This window comes from Virgibacillus dakarensis (assembly GCF_900155625.1).
In the GTDB taxonomy this organism is placed as follows: domain Bacteria; phylum Bacillota; class Bacilli; order Bacillales; family Amphibacillaceae; genus Lentibacillus_C; species Lentibacillus_C populi.
In genome coordinates this window covers 2,692,056-2,714,598 of the sequence record NZ_LT732554.1, presented here as the reverse complement: position 1 = coordinate 2,714,598, position 22,543 = coordinate 2,692,056, and the positions used below count along the sequence as shown (strand labels likewise).

21 protein-coding genes and 2 pseudogenes are annotated in these 22,543 nt (G+C 36.9%); 6 read left to right on the top strand and 17 right to left on the bottom strand.

Features of this window, described 5'->3' with window-relative positions; translation table 11 throughout:
* Nucleotides 1–2,457 (bottom strand): excinuclease ABC subunit UvrA, encoded by a 2,457-nt coding sequence (gene uvrA, locus CZ382_RS22605; RefSeq protein ID WP_088053311.1) that lies wholly within the window; start codon nt 2,455–2,457, stop codon nt 1–3.
* Nucleotides 2,458–2,629: 172 nt separating this feature from the next.
* Between uvrA and CZ382_RS22600 the strand changes: the two genes are divergently transcribed.
* Nucleotides 2,630–3,343 carry a MerR family transcriptional regulator gene (locus CZ382_RS22600; RefSeq protein ID WP_088053310.1) on the top strand — a complete coding sequence of 238 codons (714 nt, stop codon included), beginning with the start codon at nt 2,630–2,632 and terminating at the stop codon, nt 3,341–3,343.
* 111 nt (nt 3,344–3,454) lie between these two features.
* On the opposite strand, the gene CZ382_RS22595 is transcribed toward CZ382_RS22600, so the two are convergent.
* From CZ382_RS22595 to CZ382_RS22535, 11 genes and pseudogenes are all read right to left on the bottom strand, one after another.
* Nucleotides 3,455–4,186, bottom strand: coding sequence for a class I SAM-dependent methyltransferase (locus CZ382_RS22595; RefSeq protein WP_088053309.1), 732 nt, complete (start codon nt 4,184–4,186; stop codon nt 3,455–3,457).
* A gap of 249 nt (nt 4,187–4,435) precedes the next feature.
* Nucleotides 4,436–5,026, bottom strand: coding sequence for a GrpB family protein (locus CZ382_RS22585; RefSeq protein ID WP_088053308.1), 591 nt, complete (start codon nt 5,024–5,026; stop codon nt 4,436–4,438).
* 427 nt (nt 5,027–5,453) lie between these two features.
* Nucleotides 5,454–5,756, bottom strand: a complete 303-nt coding sequence (locus CZ382_RS22580; protein WP_088053307.1) for a transporter suffix domain-containing protein — start codon at nt 5,754–5,756, stop codon at nt 5,454–5,456.
* Nucleotides 5,757–5,852: 96 nt separating this feature from the next.
* On the bottom strand, nt 5,853–6,392 hold the full coding sequence (locus CZ382_RS22575) for a TetR/AcrR family transcriptional regulator (RefSeq protein WP_088053306.1): 540 nt from the start codon (nt 6,390–6,392) through the stop codon (nt 5,853–5,855).
* Nucleotides 6,393–6,631: 239 nt separating this feature from the next.
* Nucleotides 6,632–7,759: an MFS transporter gene (locus CZ382_RS22570; protein WP_088053305.1), complete on the bottom strand. Its 1,128-nt coding sequence runs from the start codon at nt 7,757–7,759 to the stop codon at nt 6,632–6,634.
* A gap of 101 nt (nt 7,760–7,860) precedes the next feature.
* Nucleotides 7,861–8,400 carry a TetR/AcrR family transcriptional regulator gene (locus CZ382_RS22565; protein WP_088053304.1) on the bottom strand — a complete coding sequence of 180 codons (540 nt, stop codon included), beginning with the start codon at nt 8,398–8,400 and terminating at the stop codon, nt 7,861–7,863.
* 697 nt (nt 8,401–9,097) lie between these two features.
* Nucleotides 9,098–9,370, bottom strand: a complete 273-nt coding sequence (locus CZ382_RS24950) for a MarR family transcriptional regulator (RefSeq protein WP_407701336.1) — start codon at nt 9,368–9,370, stop codon at nt 9,098–9,100.
* Nucleotides 9,371–9,427: 57 nt separating this feature from the next.
* Complete coding sequence (locus CZ382_RS24595) at nt 9,428–9,550, bottom strand: NUDIX hydrolase (RefSeq protein ID WP_268811340.1); 123 nt, start codon at nt 9,548–9,550, stop codon at nt 9,428–9,430.
* A 42-nt stretch (nt 9,551–9,592) separates the two neighbouring features.
* Complete coding sequence (locus CZ382_RS24470; RefSeq protein ID WP_235000491.1) at nt 9,593–10,204, bottom strand: lysozyme inhibitor LprI family protein; 612 nt, start codon at nt 10,202–10,204, stop codon at nt 9,593–9,595.
* Between the two features lie 113 nt (nt 10,205–10,317).
* A pseudogene (locus CZ382_RS24465) lies at nt 10,318–10,608 on the bottom strand (nucleosidase); the annotation flags it as partial.
* 445 nt (nt 10,609–11,053) lie between these two features.
* A complete protein-coding gene (locus CZ382_RS22535; protein ID WP_088053302.1) occupies nt 11,054–11,296 on the bottom strand; it encodes an RNA polymerase sigma factor in 243 nt (80 codons plus the stop codon).
* 204 nt (nt 11,297–11,500) lie between these two features.
* On the opposite strand from CZ382_RS22535, the gene CZ382_RS22530 reads away from it, so the two are divergent.
* Nucleotides 11,501–11,719, top strand: a complete 219-nt coding sequence (locus CZ382_RS22530; protein WP_088053301.1) for a hypothetical protein — start codon at nt 11,501–11,503, stop codon at nt 11,717–11,719.
* A gap of 1,080 nt (nt 11,720–12,799) precedes the next feature.
* The gene (locus CZ382_RS22525; protein ID WP_140392762.1) at nt 12,800–13,723 is read left to right on the top strand and encodes a S8 family peptidase; all 924 of its coding nucleotides are present in this window, start codon (nt 12,800–12,802) and stop codon (nt 13,721–13,723) included.
* 248 nt (nt 13,724–13,971) lie between these two features.
* On the opposite strand, the gene CZ382_RS22520 is transcribed toward CZ382_RS22525, so the two are convergent.
* Nucleotides 13,972–15,381 (bottom strand): ISLre2 family transposase, encoded by a 1,410-nt coding sequence (locus tag CZ382_RS22520; RefSeq protein WP_088049780.1) that lies wholly within the window; start codon nt 15,379–15,381, stop codon nt 13,972–13,974.
* A 129-nt stretch (nt 15,382–15,510) separates the two neighbouring features.
* On the opposite strand from CZ382_RS22520, the gene CZ382_RS22515 reads away from it, so the two are divergent.
* The 3 genes and pseudogenes from CZ382_RS22515 to CZ382_RS22500 all read left to right on the top strand — a co-directional run bounded on the left by CZ382_RS22515 (nt 15,511) and on the right by CZ382_RS22500 (nt 18,299).
* Entirely contained in the window at nt 15,511–16,854 is a 1,344-nt protein-coding gene (locus tag CZ382_RS22515) for an IS4 family transposase (protein WP_088053299.1), read from the top strand.
* A gap of 186 nt (nt 16,855–17,040) precedes the next feature.
* A pseudogene (locus tag CZ382_RS24460) lies at nt 17,041–17,859 on the top strand (SAR2788 family putative toxin).
* Nucleotides 17,859–18,299, top strand: coding sequence for a hypothetical protein (locus CZ382_RS22500; protein WP_235000490.1), 441 nt, complete (start codon nt 17,859–17,861; stop codon nt 18,297–18,299). The pseudogene CZ382_RS24460 and the gene CZ382_RS22500 overlap by 1 nt, the downstream one beginning before the upstream one ends.
* Nucleotides 18,300–18,677: 378 nt before the next feature.
* On the opposite strand, the gene rlmD is transcribed toward CZ382_RS22500, so the two are convergent.
* From rlmD to CZ382_RS22480, 4 genes are all read right to left on the bottom strand, one after another.
* Complete coding sequence (gene rlmD, locus CZ382_RS22495; RefSeq protein ID WP_088053295.1) at nt 18,678–20,057, bottom strand: 23S rRNA (uracil(1939)-C(5))-methyltransferase RlmD; 1,380 nt, start codon at nt 20,055–20,057, stop codon at nt 18,678–18,680.
* 125 nt (nt 20,058–20,182) lie between these two features.
* Nucleotides 20,183–20,560, bottom strand: coding sequence for a hypothetical protein (locus CZ382_RS22490; RefSeq protein ID WP_235000489.1), 378 nt, complete (start codon nt 20,558–20,560; stop codon nt 20,183–20,185).
* The gene (locus CZ382_RS22485; RefSeq protein WP_088053294.1) at nt 20,539–21,093 is read right to left on the bottom strand and encodes a nucleotidyl transferase AbiEii/AbiGii toxin family protein; all 555 of its coding nucleotides are present in this window, start codon (nt 21,091–21,093) and stop codon (nt 20,539–20,541) included. The genes CZ382_RS22490 and CZ382_RS22485 overlap by 22 nt, the downstream gene beginning before the upstream one ends.
* Nucleotides 21,094–21,504: 411 nt before the next feature.
* Nucleotides 21,505–22,413 carry a diacylglycerol kinase gene (locus CZ382_RS22480; protein WP_088053293.1) on the bottom strand — a complete coding sequence of 303 codons (909 nt, stop codon included), beginning with the start codon at nt 22,411–22,413 and terminating at the stop codon, nt 21,505–21,507.
* Nucleotides 22,414–22,543 lie beyond the last annotated feature (130 nt).

Genomic DNA, 22,543 nt, shown 5'->3' with positions numbered 1-22,543 from the left:
TTATAGATACTGACCTGTATAAGATTCTGGACTTTTTACAATTGAATCCGGTGTTCCTTCAGCAATAATTTGACCACCTTTGGCTCCTCCTTCAGGACCTAAATCAACAACCCAGTCAGCAGCTCTTATCATTTGGCTATTATGTTCCACCATAATAACGGTATTTCCGGCATCTACGAGTCGGTTCAATAATTTTAATAATTGAGTGACATCATTTGGATGTAATCCAGTTGTTGGCTCATCTAATAAATATAGCGAGCTCTTATTTCCTTGTTTTATTAGTTCTTTTGCTAGTTTTAGCCGTTGTCCTTCTCCACCTGAAAGTGTCGTTAAAGACTGTCCCATCTTTAAATAGCCTAAACCAATCTCAACAAGTAATTCGAGAACTACTTTGACTTTTTTCTCTTCTTTAAAGAAATGTAAACAATCCTGAATAGAGCTTTCGAGTACATCATTAATGGAGTACCCATTATATTTCACCGACAAAATATCTTGTTGAAATCGTTTGCCATGACATACTGGACAAACAACCTCCAGCTCTGGAAAGAAAAGCATATTCGTGGTTACATAACCTAGTCCTTGACAGTTTTCACAGCGTCCACCTACTGTATTGAATGAAAAATGCTTAGCAGTTAGCCTTTTTTCTTTTGCAGCTTTAACTTTAGCAAAAATATTTCGAATATGCGTAAACACATCAATATATGTTGCTACATTTGATCGTTTCATCCTACTGAGTGGAGATTGACCAACTATGATCATCTGATTAAAATGGTCAAGTCCTGTTACTTGATCAAAACCTTGATGAATCTTGTCATTCCCTTTTGCTAAAACATCAAAAACAAGTGATGATTTTCCTGAACCAGACACACCTGTCACCACCGTGAGACACCCGATGGGGAAAGTTACTGTGATATCCTTTAAATTATGAACAGTTGCATGATGAACGGTTATTTCTTGTCCATTCCCTTCTCGATATGTTCTATTAACTTCTCCTTCTTCACGTAAATATTTCCCTGTCACAGATTTTTCTTGCTTTATTAGTTCTTGTAATGTACCTTGTCCAACTACTGTTCCGCCTACCTTACCTGCTCCAGGCCCCATATCAACAATGTAATCTGCTTCTTTCATCACATCTGCATCATGCTCAATGACTAATACTGTATTATCTAAATCTCTAAGCCCTTTTAGAACACTTACGAGACCTAACGTATCTTTTGGATGCAAACCGACAGTTGGCTCATCCATGATATAAAGCACACCTGTTAATGCTGAATCAAGAAGGGCAGATAATCTTAATCTTTGTGCTTCTCCTCCTGAAAGACTTATCACCTGACGATCCAATGTCAGATAACCTAGCCCAATTTTCGTAATTCGGGTTAGTTTCGTTTGCAAATCTTGTATGAAGGTTTCAACAATCAAATAACCTTCTTTATCTAATGCTTTCTCAAGATGAAGGGTCCATTTGAGCATTTCTTCCAAAGAATGATTTACTAACTTTGGAATTGTTATATTTTCTACAGTCACACTTCTACTTATTTCATTTAATCGATCACCCTGACAATCAGGGCATACTTGAGAATAAAAATACGCTTCTGCCTCGGCAGACGAACCGGACTTTTCTGCAAACCTTCTCCACATTCCTGTTAGGACACCCTCAAATTTTCCTTTATCCATAGTCCTTGGAGGTTTCTTATCGGGAAAGTATTTTTTTACTTCATCACTATCAACACCGTAATATAGAATCGCCTTCTGTTCAAGGCTGTATTCCCTCAAAGGAAGCCCATCTTCAATTGGCACACCATAATAAGACATGGCAGCTTTTACAATTGATATTTGATAATCTGCATAGCGTCCTTTCCATATATCAACGGCTCCTTCCTCAATAGAAAGTTGTTGGTGAAAGACAGATTCTTGATGAATGTCGACTGTCTCACCAAGACCTTTACAAGTAGGACAAGCCCCTTCTGTCGTATTGTAAGAAAAGTGGGTTCGTGTCAATTTTTCCATTCGATGGTGACAGTTAGAACAGTAAATAAACTCCTTAAAACTTCCCTCCTCTTTTTCAATCTCCTCTGTATTGAATGTCGGATGAATCTCATGACGACAAACCGGACATTCTCTCTTACCAAGTTTTTCAAAAATCATCCGTAAGCTCGTGTACATATCTGTTACCGTACCTACAGTTGAACGCGGATTTCTATTTGTAATCTGTTGGTTGATACTAATAGCTGGGGAAAGTCCTCTTATTGAATCAACCTTTGGCTTATTTATCCCTTGTAAACCCATAGATTCTAAATATTGTCTCTGACATTCATTAAATAACGTATCCATCGCTAGCGTAGACTTTCCTGAGCCAGATGGACCTGTTAGCACAACGAGTTTATTTTTGGGAATCGATACAGACAGCTCTTTTAAATTATTTTCTCTGGCACCTTTTACAATCATTACATTGTTCAAAACCGAACTCCTCCTTTACATCTTCTAATATAAGCATATAACATTTATGCAAGTGCAAGGTTTTGGGTATTATGTTACTATTATGACGGGGTTTTAAACCATTAATCCCGGCCACGCTACTTTAATGTTTTAATGTAATCTTTAACAAATAAAATGATTTTCGGAGGTTCATATGGAACTAAGACCAATAGATATTGCTAAGAAATTGGATGTTGGGACAAGTGCTTTACGTCATTATGAAGAATGGGGTATTGTTCCGCCGGCGCAGAGAAAGCCAAATGGATATCGTATATATACAGAAGAACATGAGGCTTATTTCCAATGCATACGGGCAATGTATCCCGGCTTTGGGATGGCAACCGTTAGAAAAATCATGCCAATGATTCAAAACAATAAATTTACTGAGGCCTTATGGGAGGTAAATAAGATTCAAGCAGATTTATTTCAAAGAAAGCAACAAGCATTAAAGGCTTTGGAAATATTGAAACCCGATAATATGGAAAGTTTTTTAGAGAAGAGAAGTAAAAAATGGTATACAATCGGTGAAGTGGAACAAGAAATAGAAGTGCCTGCTACAACTCTTAGGCATTGGGAAAAGGAAGGATTGATTACACCTAACAGAGACCCTGAAAGTGGCTATCGGAAGTATAATCATGAAGATATTCGCCGTTTATTAATCATTCGAACCGTCCAATCATCCGTTTACTTACTTGATATCGTAAGAGATGTAATGGAAAAAATCAACCAGCAAAGTGTCACACAGGCGAGAAGAATCACGATGGATTCACTGGCATATATGGATTATCAAATTGAACACCAGCTTCGTGGTGCACATTATTTATATAAATTAATTGAGTTACTTAAACAAAAAGGAAATGAATCTTAGATTAGAATCATTTCCTTTTTTATTCGGATTTTCCCTAAGTTCCTTAACTACCTATTGCCAAAGAACCATGCAAGTAAATCGGGTAAGAATAGACTTGCACCAAATAAATAATTACTTCTCTGCTGAGATGATTAAAAACATTGGTCTTCTGTTTTCATCTTTCATTTCCGGAACATTCTTTACCATTTCTTCAGTAGCCATAGGTTCCTTAACTGCATTTATTTTAAAACCAGCATGAATTAAATCATTAATATAGGTAGAAAACGTACGGTGATATTTAATCACGTTTTCTGTTAGAAAAGTTGTTTCTCGCACTCCCTCTGATTGATAATTATCCACTGGCCAATGAAGACGTTTTCCTTGATCATCATAATACCAATCCTGTTCGTCCCGAGAAGTAAAAATTGGATGTTCAACTGAAAAAATAAAAGAACCTCCAGGTTTTAGATATTGATAAACTTTTTCGCAAATTGTTTCAAAAGATTTAATATAGTGAAAAGCTAACGAGCTAATCACCACATCAAATTGTGTATCCGAAAAATTTATGTCTTCAATTGGCATTTTAATATACGTAATTAAAGGATCGTCTGTTTTTTCACGGGCTATTTCAAGCATTTTTTCGGATATATCTACTCCAATTACTGAACTTGCTTGGTGTTCACGTACATATCGACAATGCCAACCGAAACCACATCCCAAATCAAGTACTCTTCTATTTTTAAACTCTGGCAATAATGCTTTTAAAACTGGCCATTCTCCCGCACCTTCAAGCCCTTTGACTGATCTTGGCATTTTTTCATATTCTGAAAAGAAATTAACATCATCATACTTGTTTTGTTTCATAATATATCCTTTCCTATAAAACTTTTCCACAACGCAAGTCTAGTCCTCAATCTCCCAAGCCTGTTTTAATTCTAGCATTGCTTTTTTTAAATCACTTGGGCTATCACTAATAACCGTTGTTATTTTAACATTATTCTCTACAGGGGAAGACGAAAGTGAACGGCCGGGTAGGGTTTTTTATTTTTTTATGGGTAATATTAAACAAGCCATGTTTCAAGAGTATAACCGTGAACAGTATCATCAAGCATTCTATTCAAATGCTTTTGCTCTCTCCATAATTTCTTTGACTATTGAATTTTTAGCATCCGCATAGTGTTGGACATGTCGCCATTCAAGCCCAGCTAGTTTACGCTTGACGGTTGCATATTTATCTCGATCAGAATTGTCGGATCGTAGCCAATTGCGGAAACGTAACATCCGGTCGACCTCAGACGCTCCTTTACTAAATACGTGCAGATTGATATCAGTATCTGGACCTTTGAGTAGACGATGCTCAAACCATTCAGGTTCTCGTATACGTAAAGTGTAGCCAGCTTCCTCCAAGTCAGAGACATAGTTCTTTTCATCGGCAGAGTCCTTTACAACCATTAAAATGTCAATGATTGGCTTGGCACAAAGTCCCGGCACTGAGGTAGATCCAACATGCTCCAATTGCAATATCTTGGTGCCGAGTACGGAACGAATCCGATTAGCCTCTCGGTCAAATAGCTTCGGCCAACATGGATCATACTCTAGGAGGGTGATAGGAGCATTGTGAGGTTTAGCATCTCCAACCGTTACCCTCTGAAGCTCTTCGTCACTTTTAGATGTTGAATTTGGATCATCCTGAATTGATGGCATTTGCTCCACCTCCATGTAACAGTTTTTTCGCTTAGCATTTAAACATATCATAGTATTTATAAGGTTACAACAGTCAATTCCATTTTTCTCCATGATCTACCGTATTCAATAATGTGGTCCGATTGCTGAATATATTGTCAGTATTATAGGTACCTAAAATCCAACGTATTTAATTCTACTGTTTCCCACTTAAACAATAGTAGATATTTCCCCTAAGATTCATTTAATGTTGTAATCCTCCATATTTAAATATCATTACACTTTCTATTTTACCTCCCTTAAACTAAACTGTCGTTAGCAAATAAGCCCTTGCTATATACCCCTAAATCAAGAAAGAGCGCCTCTTATTCCAGATAGGCACCCGTTCCTGAATAATCTTTTCTTGTATTAGCTAGTAAAACTGAATACCAAAACATTCTATATTCTGCTATTGAGAATTTTTATCCCTTGACTTTTTAAACCAATTTACAGGATTCAAGTGTTTTCTATAACGCTTCATCATTTCCTTGCCAGCAATGATACAACTAATCCAAAATGCAGATTCTCCTAACACTACGAATAAAGAAGCCATGATGACTTTTGTGTTTGTGGAAAGGGGAGTAAAGGGAACAACGAAAGCGATGCCATACAAAATCCAGGAAAGTATGAAAAGGAAAATGCCAACCCTTTTCAATGTATTCGGCGTCCTTTGACTTTTTGCAAATTTTCCTCTTTTTTGATACTTACCCATAAGGATACCCCCATCCCCCCTAAATCGTTAAACCGGGCAGCTCGTTTCAGTAAAAATGCCATTTCTAATGAAAGATGGCAAAAGGTACGCCTATCTTCAGTTCTCTTGTGTTAACTGAATAAGTCTCTCCAGAACAAGTTTGCGGCGGTCGTCTTCTAAAGGAGCCAAACCGAAAATCTCAGAAAACCAAAGACCATCCATTGCTAGTCTTAAAATTGTTGCGTGAATCGGGTCAAGTCCATCTTGTTCGATATAATCTTGCCACTCCCTGTAGGCATCTTGTATCGGTTTTAATAGACCAAGGTTAAGTGCAGCAGCTGCCATTAATCCTGCATCCATGTTTTCATTGGACGTACTCTGTTGAAACGTTTCTTTGATAAAGGAACGGGTCCATTTTCCTTTCTTCAGAGAATCATGAGCCGCTTCCTTTTTAATTCTCTCAGTGTAACTTTGCAGGGAGTGTTGGATCATTCCCTCAATTAGTGCATTCTTAGAAGAAAAATGGTAAAGAAGCCCGCCCTTACTTACACCAGCTTTCTTCGCTACGGCTGCCAATGTTAAATCTAAGATTCCATCTGTTTGAACGATGTCTGCCGCAGCTTTGAGAATTTTATATTTTGTATCGTTCTTAGACATCTGTATATCCCCTTCAATTCATTGCTTATTTTAGTGTACCGTCCAGACGGTCCCTTCGTCAAGATATTTTCTCTTTTTTTACTTACAAGTAATTCCTTCCTCAACAGTATAGCCTTAAAAAGGAAAACGGACGCTAACCTTTATTCCAGTTAAGCGCCCGTTCGTAGAATAGGAAGATTAATTCTATTTCGAATTTCGTATAGACAACGACATTTAACCCAATCCTTAAGTAGTTAAAATTATTTTTTTGGTTTAAAAATTAAAGCAATAAAACCGGTCATAGCAAATATGATAAACATGGCTTCATAACCTGTAAGCCCAGCAACCACTCCTCCAATTAATGAACCAAACACTTGACCTAAAGCTAATAGTAAAAATGGTAAACCAAGACCAAATGAAGAATTTGTTTTAAAGATATTGATGCCCCAAATGATCAGAACACCTGTCATGAATATATACGAACTTCCAAATGAAATGGCTGATATGACAACAGGGAAGACGTTTGTAAATAAACCTAATAATAAGGAAGAAGCTTCCAGCAAAATGACACTCAATCGGTAGGAGTATAATAATCCAATTTTCGAGCTAAAATATCCGGCGAATCCCCCTAACACTCCTGCTAGGCCAATTATGATCCAAAATCCTTGCGTGAGAGCTTCAGGAACATTCTCCATTTGAAACAACAAGTCCCTTGAAAACGTCCAATAAGCCGCACTCGAAATCCCTAATAGCAGAGAAGATAAAATTAAGGGATAAGCATTAACAAGATCCTTTTTTGTCACATGAAAGGCTTGGGCCTGGGAATTTTTGTCCGTATCCTTGGTTTGCGGAATGACCCTATAATTAAGTATCAGTATAATGATCGCTATAAGTGTAAATAGAAGGTACGTCAGTCTCCAGTTGCTGCCTAAAAAAATGACCATAACGCCTGTTAATGCTGTTCCCAAACTAGTACCTGCATTGATCCATGTATTCGTTGGAGAACGTTTTTCGTGATCCACCCATTCTTTAATTACATCTGCATAAGGTGGAGAAGACAACCCCGTACTTAAGCCAGCAATAAAGATACCAATGCCAAGTACGATTGCGCCGTTAGCCATCGATATGATGCCCATTCCCATTGCTGCTGTAATCCCTGCTATTAAAATCAGCATACGGGGACCAACTTTCCGCATATACAACATCGCCATTATAATTGCTATACAATATGCCAAATACGATAATGAAGAGATCATTCCTGCCACTGATGGATTGATATCCAGAGACTCCCGTAAATAAGGGAGAACCAATCCATAACTAAACCTTGCAAAACCATAAGTTACTGCAATCATGGGTAAACCAGCCATGATTAACCTTTTTGAATCCATTAACAACACCTCTTTTTATATAGAACGATCATTATGTTTTTGGTAAAAAGAAAAAACCCAGACAGATACCGCCCTAAGATTTTCCCTTGTATGCCCCTGTCTCATTCGCCCCTCATATGGAGCTCCGTAGACTTTATGGAATGCATAAATGCTGTAACCACATCATCCACATTTAAAGTTTCTGCTAAAGCAGTGGCTCCTTCGAACAAGAGGACTAATTGTGTAGCCTCACTATAGTTGAAGCCGAGTTCTTCAAAAAAAGCAAGCAATAATCTTTTATGCTCATTTACGTATTGGACAATCTCATGGTCATCATTAGAAGAAAACTCTTCTTTAGCCCTTAAAAACATGCATCCATTCGTATCATGTTTTCGAATCCAATCACTATGGGCTTCCGCTAAAGACCATACAATGGAGTATTTTGGATTTTTCACGGATGCTTTCAAGATAGAAAAGTATTTTTCATTTCGTCTTTTAAGGACTTCAAGGATCAGATCTTCTTTCGAATTAAAATGATTATATAATGTCATAAGAGCAACATTTGCTTCTTTGACGATTCGTTTTAAGCCAATGGCGTGAAAACCATGGTCATAAAATAACTGCTCCGCATGTTCAATGAGATCTTGTTTCTTTTTACTCACAAAAAGAACACTCCCTTTTATATAGAACGATCATTATAAAAATAACATAAGACCATTCCTATTGCAATGTTGTCAACAAACATTTTCCTAATAGCTACAACCGTAAAAGAACATTATTGTTCAGTAAACATCTATGGATTTAGATTAAAGTTTGATCATTATATAGCCGTGATCTTCGACAATCGACCCGATTGCGGAACATCAGCTAAGTGTTTTTTATATAACTTTTTCATGAATTATACGACTTTATTATTTTTTACACAACTTTATTATCATGATTCAACGTATTGTTAAGTGAAAGAAAATAAAGTCGTTTACTTTTAACGTTGTGAATCCGCATTCTTCCGTTGAAAATGCGGCTTTTTTAAAAAATGTTCTTTACTTTTCATATCCACTCAAAGTATCACATTGGAATTTGTGGTTCTTTACCGTTATTCGGCAATTGCATATATTTTCACCTATTAAGTTTCAAATTTTAAACGATACTTCATTTAATACTTTTCTATACAAGGATAGTTATTCAACATTGATCAGGATTGTGGGAAAACGTTAAAACATACCTTTTAAGCCCTCTTCCACCTTTTATGGATTAATGTCATCTTCTTTAGTGATTTTCTCAACCGTCAACTCTTCTAATTGATGATCATCCTCATTTAAATCAAATCTAGTGGACACTCCAGTATCTATTACTAAAGTATCAATCAAATCTATCCCTTAGTTCGAAACGCATTTGCAAACCTCTTCTTCCAACATAAAATAAATGGAGATTAATCATGAATCCATTCTCACATTTTACTATAAATTGTTTCTCTCTTAATTTTTTTATAGACCTTGAAATATTACCTTTATTCATTTCTAAATGTTCGGCAAGTTGTTTTTGTTTTATATATGTTATATTGTTATCATGATTCATTTCTTCACACAGAAAGAACAAGGTTTTATAGTCTGCACTAGTAAGTTCATAATAAATCTCTCCTTTTATAAGCTAATGAACAAGTTAATAACCTTGCCACATTCTCTTTTTTTGTTAATTATCGGTACGTTGCTGTAAAAGAACACGTTTTTCTTTATCGAAAACAAACGCACCTGCCACCACCATAAATACTTTTTCATTACCAACAATTGACCTCAAATGTTGTATGTAATCCATTAAAAAGTTCCTCTCGTGTATACGTCAGTGAAGGAAAAATTACTACATATAGTCTTCAACTAATTCAAAGCATCTTTCTTCTGTAAGATTTGCAAACACAGTCACATATTCTAAGTGCTCCTGTGTACCACCTTTATATTTAAGTGATGCTTCCAATGCACTATCATCTCTATATTTTATCCAATTCCGTTGTTCTTCTCTTAATTGGTCCATCTCTTCTGGTGGCAGTTGCTCCTTTAAAGCTCCATAAATTTCATTCAACAATTCATCCCAAATATCCCATGTATCGTTTTCCACTTTTTTCAAAGCGTATGTTGATGTATCTTCTGCTTCCATTTCATCCGTTTCTTTTTTAGTATCATTTAGTTTTTTGAGATACTCTTCCTTCAGACTCACTGTCGTATTATTTATAGGTACGTCTTCTTCATCCTCTTTTAAAGTATCTCCTTGATCATTTGAATCGGTGGTGTCAGTATCATCTGGTGAATCACTTTTGACACTATTTTGTTTTTCATCCTCATTCTTTGGTATAGCTGTTGAACTATCACTTGATGTTGTTGAACTAGACGTATCAGATGAATTATTACAACCAGTAAATACGACCAATACAACTACTAATAAAGATGCAACGATAAAAATTCTACTTTTACTCACTTTTATAACTCCATTCTGTTTTGTAAGATACCAGATACATTAATTCAACAAACTATTTGTATAATTTAGGTAATATTGTTTAGCTCAATCAGGTCATCTATTACTATATTGGCCTAAGAAAGTTTATCTTCCCTTACAAAATCAAAGTTACATCCTATTGAAACTAAATCATTTTCTTAGGCGCATTTATATCTGATAGGGTCTCCTATTACAGCTCCATTAGTAATAACATATTTTTTTACAATACTCTGGACTAAGCCTGATTTATTCAACGATTCAATTTGTTGAATACTAAATGTTTCAGCAACCCAATCATCCAAATTATAATAACTCACAATTGCTTTCAAATAATCCGTTAAACCATTACTTGCTATGTAAATGGAACAATTAGTGTAGCTGTCGAATCGCTTGATGAATTGTTTAATGAGTTCATTCTTTCAGAGAGGGGTTTTTACAACTCCCTTCCACTACACATCTTTAATTTAGCACTTAGAATAAGCAAGCCGTCTTCTTACATTTAATTCTGAAAGACCAAATCAGCTCGTTTCTGTGGAGTTTCGGTCTTCAAATAATATTCTTCAGCTTTCCAGTATCTATTTTTAAACTTTTCCACGTTACTTTGTGTAGCATCACTTTCACGATTATATCTCTTATCTCTTGGACAATCCAAGTAAATCATAAAATCATAGAACCTTCTCCACTCTGTACGTTGCAGGAATACTCCTTCAATCATAATTAAACACGTATCAGGTATTTTAACTACCTCTAAACTTTGTACATCGGAATTTTCATCATAAGTAAGAAGCTGTAGTTCCCTACATGACCTCAGTTTTTTGAACATATTTTCTTTTAACCAACCCACATCCCATTGTAAAAATTAACCCTTGCCCAGGTATCAGATTGATTATATATTTCTCCAATTTCCTTAAAACTCAATTGGTTATAGAAACGTAAAATAATTATCTCTTGTTGCAGTTGTTTTAGCTTCTTTATAGCATGTAACACATAAACCGATTCTTCTTTTTTCTCATAAATATTCTCTGGTGTTTCCATATTTGAAATTTCATTTTCATATGTTAAGGTGGACCCCATTGTCAAGACACTAATTTTATAAAAATAAGGTGGGGCATCATCAAATAATTTGTTATAATCACAGATAATAATAAAGTAGGAAAATTAATTATATGAATCATATGACTTATCTAACGAAACAGAAAAATATTTTTAGGATTCAAATGCAGTTGTAAGTTTCTCAGACACGAATACTTCTTAACGGGGGAAAGGAGAAAATTTAATATGTCTTCTAAAAATAGATCGAGGTGGTATCTTAGTATAGTAGGCTTGGGTGCGTTTGTTGTGGGAACTATTTTGACCTTAATATTCGATCTTAATATATACACCATGCTAGGCTTTTTAACCGCTGCAATAATATTAGTTATTGCGAACGTTGTTTATGTGTTTTACACAAAAACGAAGTCAACGGAGAAAAAAAATAAAGCCTTTGTTGACCAATGAATATAAACAGCATAAGCCTTGTATTCTTTGGCAAACAGTTTATTATATGAGAAGTAGGTATTAAAATTGGCGGATGACAAACGACACAATTAGAAAAAGAGCGGTATTCATTAAGTAGTTCGATTCAGAGATCGAAAACTGGAAAAAGTGGCAGAAATAACAGGACTATTACCAGGCAATCAGCACCACAATTAGCGGTGCATCTAACACACAAAAAGGAGCTTATTTATCAAGCTCCTTTTGTTATGTTTTGTATTAGCGTTTCTTCCACCATCGCACCCGATCGAAAAAAATACTCTAATTCTCAATACGCTAATATGTTTTACTCTGCGTCTAGCTTGGATTGTCTATCTTAAATGTAATTAGGCATCGTACTATTGTATAAGTTTAAAAACCCGAGAAATTATTGGATTTTGCTACGAAAAGCCAAAGCTTATTTTAACAAAACGGGTGCTGGATTAGCAAATGTTTATTTTTACTAGCAGGAGGATTTTTAAACTAGACAAATCTGTGCAATTAAAATAAACTCTTCCGAAATCTCCCACCTCAAACCCCCATTCCACCGTCGGCTATAAAATAAAGTTTTCCGACCGAACCCCCATTTTGGACATTTTTTGGTTCAAAATTGGCTGTTTTTCCATACTTTTTTCACCCATTTTTTCACCTTTTTTTCGGTTTTAAAATAAAGATCTTCGATAGTAGAGGAAAGAAAAGACCGTGAGAAGAAAAGGATTTTAGCAAAAGGAACAACAGAATTGGTATTGAAAAGATATTGGATGCCATTGAAGTGATTATCGGAAATGGCAAGGGATAGCGGCGAAAAGAACGGATGAAAAATGAATGGAAAAGATACTGAATTTTAATGAAAAATAGTTGGCATAGTGCACTATATAATGCTTTTCAAACTATGGTGTCATCATATATTACTTGTAAATGCTCAATTTGACTTTTAGGGTAGAACATATGGATAGCCCGTACAGATATAAATTGCTTAACTTACCGAATCATGGCATAATAAACTGATTGAATTTTTTTATTTTTTCCATTAACAACCAAGAATAAGAATTAAATGAATAGAGAGTGATTAATTTAAGAAGTAATAAATTTATAACAATATTTCTAATCTTATTTTTGTTAATGGGTTGCTCCACAGCTCGAAAAGTTCACCACGATACATATTCTCCAAACGTAGACGAAAAAAGCTGGAGAGTTAGGCTAATAAACCCAAAGAATAATCGGAACGTTGTTTTTAAAAAAAGTATTAAGGTAGCAGTATTAGATAGTGGTATCAATAATGGACACCGTGCTTTAAAAGACAAAGTAGCGAAGACATATAATGCTATAAATCCTGATGAAAAAAATAACGACAATTTCAATCACGGTACAGCAGTTGCTGGAATAATTACAGGAAATTCCAAGTCAAATAATGTAGGAATAGCACCCAACGTAGTATTATATGATGTCAAAGTGCTAGATGAGAATGGAAAGAGTAATGTCGAGACAGTTATAGATGGAATCAATTGGAGCATAAAACAAAATGTAGATTTAATAAATATTAGCTTTGGTTTTGAGATTAATCATAGACAACTGGAAGAAGCTATCCAAAGGGCTTTGAATAGCAACGTAATAATTGTAGCTTCATCTGGTAACAATTTAGGTCTGCGTGTTGACTATCCAGCAAAATATAAGGGTGTAATATCTGTTGCAGCTCTAAAACCAAACTTAAAAAGATCCAGTATCTCCGGCAAAGGAAAAATAGACTATGCTGCACCTGGGGTAATGATTCTATCAACTGACAATGATTATAAATATAGCGAATTTAATGGTACTTCTTTTGCCACAGCATTTGTAACTGGTTCAATCGCAAATTTGTTGGGGAAAGCAAAAAGAAAAATTACTAACTCAAGTTTCGGAGTAAAAAAATCCGTTCAAACCCATATCAAATCAGGGTTTACTATCAAAAACAAATCAAAAAAATACAAAAAACACCCTATTCTTTGGTAAAATATAGGTAACGACACCAACCAAAGAAAGGATGTTTTCCTTGTCTACTATTTTACCAAATTCTAATGAAAATGAAAAATCAAATTCACGTATGGTATGTGTCAAGTTTTTCTCGACGTTGCTTTCATACCAATATTTCAGGCGCTCCCATTTTGTACACCTTGTTCGGCTACCGCGCTGTCGCTTGCTGGCCTCATTTTTGACAGAACGGTCTTAAAAACCAAAGACCGTTCCATCAAAAACGAGGTTTATTGTAATATTTTAAATAAGTTACCTATGGCTGTTGAATGAGCCGCATATAAAGCGACAGAACCTTGTTTTACACCAATAGATGGTTGTGTTGGCTGACGTAATAATTGGGCCACTCTGACAGCTTTTTTTACATCCCGTTGTTTCCTGGTACTCCGTTCATTGCATTTCAGATAAGCGTTACGCAATGTATTATTCAACATGCCTTGTTTGATTTTCACCATTGCCTCCGCACCATCATTACTCCAATGCATTCCACGCTTTTTCATACGAAAAGACACATGCCGCTGGTTGGATTCCATAGCACCGAGTTTCCTGGCATCTCTAGGGCTGTCTGTTACAATATCCCGCCAGTCGTAAATGCGTTCCCAATTGTTGAGAATGTAACTGCGAAAGACGTTGATTTTCTCCATCTGCTTATCGTCTTCCAATGTGCTTTCGTATGTATCTAATTGAAGCTTGAATGCTTCTAAATCATGTTCCTTCAGTGCCTTTCTTCCTGCATCTTTATAGGCATTTCCTGCACTGCCAAATGCACGGTTAAATCCTTGTGAGATATGATAGTCATCCAGTTGGTTTAAAATCGGTTTATTCGATTGGGAAAAAGCAGCTTGAAACCTTTCAACTGTATAACCCGGGCCACCGTCACTGTTAGTAACAACCTGTGCGTCTTCCAGTGTATATCGGCTGGATGCCATCGCCTGCGTTTCATCCCAAAATGCATCTGTAGATTGCGTTGTCATAATTACTGTCGGTTCCTTAAGGGATACACGTTTCCCGTTTTTCTCCCATCCTTCATACATGATCGCATGGTGCACTTCCATACTCTGTTTTTTTTGGAGTCCGCGGACAAAAACACCATCTGCCTCCGCATAAAAGAAATCAACCTTTTTTCCTTCTGGCAGGGACGCTGCTTCATCCAACTCTTTCACCATCTCTTGATCCATCTCTGCCTGGGCTTTACCCACAGTCTTTACCATATTTCCTACCGTTTGGTGACTTAAGCTTACAGGTGTCCATTCCTTGAGAGTACGGGCCACTTGCCGGTAAGTACTTTCACTCGCCATTTCGGCTACTTTCAGTTCCACCAATGGACTGTATCGTTGCCTATCCCGCAGACCAATCCACTCATCCAATGGATAGACTGCCTTTCCTTTTTTATCCCTCATCAACGTATGATCAAAGGTAACCGTCCCAAACATAAATTGTACACTTCTTGAATCTGTGGTTTCCACTTTCCAGTCATCTGCACGTCTTTGTGCTACAATGACTTGATTTAATTCACTGAACATGCGCCCCATCAAAGAGGAAAAGAAGTTATACATTAAAATTTGAGCTCTTTCTTCAAACTCCACCAGATTCGTTGTATTCTTTATTAATTCATACAGCTTTGATATAATATGATCCATGAGAAGGCCTCTTTCTAAAATGTATTATGCCGTGCAAAGCATACATTTTAATGATAGAGCGCCTTCTCTTTTTTGGCTATCAAAAAGTACCGCAATTACTACCGAGTATAATTTTACACATACTCACGTATGCTGCGTTTTTTCACCCAAGCAAAAATTGGAACTTTCCTGCATCAGTCCAATATTCATAAGGAAAAGGGAGTTTCTGCTCGTATTATTGTTCAATTCATTTTTGCACTCGTTCTTCATGGCATGGGCTTTTCCCGGGCACTCGAATCCGAACGAATTCCAAAGCATTTTCAAAAGGATACTGTATACGACCTTTTGAAAAACCCTACGTATAACTGGCGTAAGTTTCTTGCATGTGTTGGATCATACCTCGTTATAAAGTACATTCTCCCATTAACGTCCAAGGACCGGGATCGTGTGCTGATCTTTGATGATTCTCTATTTAGTCGCAATCGGAGTAAGGTCGTTGAATTGCTTGCACGTGTTAAAGATCACACAACCGGGAGATATTTCAAAGGCTTCCGTATGCTTACACTCGGTTGGTCTGATGGAGCTACGTTTATGCCACTTGCTTTTTCGCTTTTAAGCTCCAAAAATGTTGCCTCTCGTTATCGAGAGATGGACTCGAAAATAGACAAGCGAACAGTCGGTTATCATAGACGCCAAGAGGCAACACAAAAGAGCACCGAAACAATGTTCAATCTTTTGGACTCCATTCATCCAAAAAAGCTTGGCGCGAAAACCGTTCTTTTTGATAGCTGGTTTGCTTATCCGGCAATCATATCGAAAATCGTGAAAAACTACCCTCTCCATGTTGTTTGTATGATTAAACGTTCTCCAAAGATTCACTATACATATGAAGGAGAGTCTTACACATTGAACCAACTTTACAAAAAGGTTCGCAAAAAGCGTGGTCGCGCCAAAATTCTTGCAAGCATCGTAGTTGGACTTGGTCACGATGACGAAAATGGCAATGAAATTCAGGCGCGGATTGTTTTCGTACGTGATCGAAACCGTTCCAAAAAGTGGCTTGCACTTTTAACAACCAACCTCGCCCATACGGAAGAAGATGCCATCCGAATTTATGGAAAGCGCTGGGAAATTGAGTGCTTTTTCAAGGTGGTCAAATCTCATTTGCGACTGGCCAAGGAGTTTCAATGTCAAAGCTACGATTCCATGACTGCACATACAACGATTGTCTTTCTGCGTTACATGATGTTGTCATTGAGCGCCCGTGAGGAAGAAGATCCCAAAACTCTTGGACAGCTGTTCTATATGTGCTGTGATGAGCTTGATGATCTTCGCTTTGCCGAAGCATTAATGACCATACTGGAAGTATTAGGATCCATGCTTGCGGAAGAATGTCTTCTAACGGATGAACAAATTAATGAATTTCTGGATCGCTTTTTTAACAAATTACCTGGATTCTTACGTAACCCGTTACTTAATCCAGGTGCAGCATGATATAAAATCACCTCTGTTCTATTTATACCATAGGTTGAGGTTTATTTATCATGTCCGATACTTGAGTTACTAATAATGAACTTTATGATTTTTGTCTCCTTATGTAAAAGATTTAGGTGAAAAAGGTTTTGATAGAGACTATGGTAATGGTGTAATTATAATTAAATAGAAAAGGTGATACTATAAATGAAGAAATTATTGATATATCTTATGGTTGCTACACTATTGTTTTCCTTAATTCCAAATCCTAATGAGGTGTTTACAAAATCAGATGCAAGTAATGATTCAGAAGAAATAAATTCTGCCAAAGTCGAGCAAGAAATCAAAAAAGACTTTGGTATTGAAGTTACAGAAGAATTGGATATGAATGCAGTAAAAACGGTTGATGATAAGTTTATTTGTTAATACTGATATAAATACGGAAGATATCACTGTTTCTACAGAGGTCGAGTATGACACGGAAAGCGGTGCAATTACAGTTGAGGGAATCATGAAAGAGACTGACGGCACAAAGAAAAGCCAAAACTTGATGTCGTGGTTCACCAAGTAGAAGGAGAAGAATTTGCGGCTACCTTTATTGATACGGAGACTGGCGAAATATACGACATGAATACTCTGGAAGCTCAAGCATCGGCTTGACCACTGGTAATTATAGCTGCAGTTGCAAAATATGGAATCAAATATGCTATAAAAAAGTATGGTAAAAAAGCTGCCAAAAACGCAGTAAAGAAGAAAAGCTATGGAAAGGTACTATCTTCGGTTACTAGTCTAAATAAGAATAAGATAAATCACATAATGCAATCAAAACATAATTGGAATAAAGTAACCAAAGCTAACTGGAGCAATGTCTCCAAGGTAATCTCTCATGTTATGCGTAACGGAAAAGAGTCGGCGTATAAGAGCGTTAGAAAAAAGACCTTGAAAATGAGCGGTAAAACGGTAACCGTGACTTTTAAAAGAGTAAAAGGAAAAATTAAAATTAGTGATGCGTGGGTGAATAAATAATGAAGAACTTGGAAAAATTGATTCTACATGCAGATTTTAAAAAAGCAGATGAAATAACAAGCAATCTAAGTTTTGATGTTTTTTCAGAAGAGATATTAGAAATTACTTATGAAAACGAAAGTATTGCAAATTATAGTTTTATAAATTTTTTAATCAACAAAAGAGAATCAAATGAGTTACACGATTTAGCATTTGATCTTCTAGTAAACCCATTATGCCATATAGAAGGAGCATATAATTCTGCACTATACCATGCTAAACAATCTGTAATGCTTACAGCAGAAAAAGAAATAGGAAGTCTTGAAAATCTACTATTTTTAAACAGCATTCCTGATAAACTAGTAAGCGACCAACACGCAATAAGAATTTGTAAAAAAATACTATCACTTGATAATTCTAATCAAACTGCAACAGATACACTGAATGATTTGAATTCATGAACAAACTTATATAGTCCACCCATAGAGAACCAATACTCTTAACCGGTTAATACTGTCTTCGAATAGGGCCAATTTCAACATGCTTCAGCTTTAGTTGATACGGCTCTGTTTTTATTACAGTGGGCTTCTACACATGTTAACATTCAAACTAGTTCATTGAATAATGAATAGTATGTACTGTAAAGTAATAACAAAACCCGCATTCCACCGTCGGAGTTAAAATAAATTTTTCCGACCGAACCCCTATTTTCACACTTTTCTGGTTCAAAATGACCGTTTTCCGCCTGTTTCCCACCTGTTTTTTCACGAAATCGGGCTCTGTATCGGAAATGTTTATTTTGTTTGGGAAATGTTTATTTTGTTTGGGAAATGTTTACTTTAGTTAGACAACCGCTTCTCCAACCAACACACACACTCCACGTGCCCAGTCATCGGAAACATATCAACAGGCTGCACCTCCTGCGTATCATACCCGCCATCCTCCAAAATCCGCAAATCCCTCGCCAGGGTACTTGGGTTACACGACACATACACAATCCGCTTCGGCTGCATATCCGTCATCGCCTTCAATAATGCCTCATCACAGCCTTTTCGTGGTGGATCAACGACAACAACATCCGGTTTTAGCCCTTGCGCCTTCCACCATGGCATTACCTTCTCTGCCTCTCCAACGAAAAATTCTGCATTGGTAATGCCGTTTAGCTTGGCATTCTTTTTCGCATCGCTAATCGCCTCAGGAACAACCTCTACACCATAAACTTTCTTAGCCTGTTGCGCTAAAAATAATGCAATCGTTCCAATTCCACAGTATGCGTCAATGACAACATCATTGCCACCAATTTGTGCATATTCAAGGGCCTTATCATATAAAACTTTGGTTTGCACCGGATTCACCTGATAAAATGACTTAGCTGAAATAGCAAAAGTCAGGCCACCAATCCGATCGTAAATATATTCCTCGCCCCAAAGCAGTTTCGTTTTTCGGCCTAAAATAACGTTTGTCCGCTTATCATTGATGTTTTGCATGATGGATTTCATATTAGGAAATGCCTTCGTCAACTCTTCTACCAAAACATCTTTATTCGGCAGTTTTTCTGTCCGTGTAACAAGTACGACCATGATTTCATTTGTTGCTTGTCCCGTCCGCACCATGATATGCCTTAATACACCACGATGCTTTTCCTCGTTATATGCCCCAATTCCAAGCCGGTTCGCAATGTCTCTGACAGCCTTCACTACCTCATTGATTACATCGTTATGTGTGATACATGTATCTGTATTCTCAATAATGCGGTGGCTCCGTTTCTGATAAAACCCTGTGATAAGTTGGCCGTCCCTTTCCCCTACAGGAATCTGCACTTTGTTACGGTAGTTTAGTGGATTCTCCATGCCAATGATCGGATGTATCGGGACGTTTTCCAGATGGGCAACTTTCTTCAACGCGTTCTTTACCTGATTTTGTTTCATCTTCCGCTGCAGCCGGTAACTCATATGCTGGAGGCCGCATCCATTACAATGAACATCACATACTGGCTCTACTCGCTCGGGACTTTCCTTCGTTAGTTCCAGAAGCTTGCCAAACCCATAATTCTTATTTACTTTAACCACTTTTATCTTTGCTTCCTCACCAGGAAGTGCATTTGGGACAAATAATGGATAGCCATTGATTTTCCCTACCCCATTTCCTTCATGGGTCAGATCTTCAAATGTCAGGGTAATGGTTTCGTTCTTTTTCACTGGTGCTGTCTGCTTCGGCATTGTTAACTTCCTTTACGCTCGTTTATGTTATGCTTATCATCTTATCATATCTTGTTTCGATTTTATAAAAATACCCTTTTTGTTCACAAACGAACTGAAAAGGGATTAATGTTACATATTTATTTTTATATGGGTTTTAATGTATGTTCATCATAAAACACATTTCTTAAAGCAAATTCCTTTGGCGCAGAAAAAATCCGTCTAACTCTTGCAATACTCCCCTTCTCTACACCAGGAGTATAAGGATATTCCAGCTTTAATTTTCCGGAAAAAATCCAAGGGTACAGTTTAGCTTTTGGCTGTCTATTCCCTACATACTCAATAACTGCTGCCAACTTGGTTAATTTATCAAGTTGTTTACTATCCAGGTTATCGATTGCTTTTTCATCAAAATCCAATTCGTTAAAATACATTTCATACTTCGAGGAATATAGATCAATCAGCAGGTTTGTAAGGGAAAAATTAAAATCATCCGCGTTTATTATATCGAAAACTCTTTCCAATCCTTATTCAAGTCCCTTCCAACATAATTTAGAAACATTTTTTGCCTATCCCTTAAATGCCTTCTGCCAACATATTTATCGTATAATTCAATGATTTCTTCTAATGTTTCTATTTCAAGATAGTTCACCAAATATTCCACATCCATAAAATCCCTGTATGGTTCAGGGCGGGCAAATAATATTTTCATTGCCAGCATTTGCTCAGCACTTGGTGCTAATACCTTAAGATTTTTAAACTGATATACTTCTTTTAAGTGTTCATCCTTCATATATTTTAATGGTTCTCTGATATCCTGATTAATCCAGTCTTCAGCTAAGCCGTACGTTTCTGCTATATCGATTAAGATAGTGTCAATAAGAGGAGATGTATCGAATAATGCATCAATATCTTTTGTCGCAGGTCTTGCATCAAAACAAGCCATCATAACCGTTCCACCATAGATATTTAACGTAAGTTCCAACCTGTTTTCCTCAAGCTTCTCATCTAAAACTTCCAATACTTCCAAAAAGAGCTCCTTTGTTATTTTTCCCATGTTACTATCTCACATCCTTTTAATTAAGAAAAGCGGAAGCGCCCGTTTAGCAACGTACAAACTGGAGCACTCCGCAATGAGATAAAGGAAACATGCCCCTGCAAAAGGGGTATGCCGACGTTGGGCGCAAAGCCCGTTCTTAGTCGGCCTTCCTTCCTACCCGAACCGATGTTGACTTATCGTAGTGAAGGAGTGTGAAGTTTGCTTGGCTTTAGCGCTGGAGCTGGACATGGCCAACTCTGACGTAAGCAGAATAGAGCCTAAATTTTTATACTTTCTTTACTTAGGACATAAAGCTTATCGCTCAAATACATTTCTCCATCTATTATAACAGAATAAGCCACCGATATGCTGTCAATTTACCATATAGGTAATGTCGCAAAACACTACAAAAAAATGACTGCCGATCCATCAGCAATCATTCTTCTTCACAAATTCATCTGGAACAAACAATTCCACATGCTGTTTTAAATTGATAAACTCACCAGGTAGAAGACCACCAAATTCACCATCAATATTCAACTGCATTTTTTCGTCTGTCTCGACTTTAATATGCCTTGCTTTCGTGTAGATCACATTTTTATGATCAAGGTGGGCCCCTCTTAATGCCAATGTTGCAACACGAATAAATTCTGCCAGATTGGTCTTTTTTAAAATAATCACATCAAAGTAGCCATCGTCCAGTTTGGCAGTTGGGGCTAGTTTTTCGAATCCACCAACCGAATTCGTATTGGATATGAGAAATAACATAATATCGTCTTCCAGCACTTCTCCATCATATTCGATTCGGACATTGGTTGGCTTAAGAGAAGGAAGCATTTCGATCCCTTTTATGTAATATGCCAACTGTCCCAGCATTGTTTTTAATTTACTTGGTACGTCATACGTTAACTCGGTAAGCTTGCCGCCGCCAGCGATATTAATAAAATAATGTTCGTTTACCTTGCCGATATCAAGTGGAATTGATTGATCGTTAAGAATGATATCAACAGCCTTTATGATGTTGCGAGGAATACTTAATGCTCGCGCAAAATCATTCGTTGTCCCTACAGGTATGATACCTAGTTTTGGGCGGTAATCCTGTTCTCCCAGCCCATTTACGACCTCATTAATCGTTCCATCTCCACCAGCGGCAACTACTACGTCATAGCGACGCTCGACAGCTATTTTGGCAGCTTTAATCGCATCGCCTTCACATGTTGTCGCATGTGTCGATGTTTCATATCCAGCTACTTCAAATCGTTCCAGCACATTTGCCAGTTCCTTTTTAAATGCTTCTCGTCCAGATGTAGGATTGTAGATGATCCGGGCTTTCTTCATTATATACCCCTCCATTGCATCGACCGTTTCTATATCGTTTGTCCAATAAACACGTCACACTTTTTTTCATACAACCATTATCATAGCCCTTTTTCCCCTTTTTGAAAAGGTTCTTATAAAATTTCCCGAA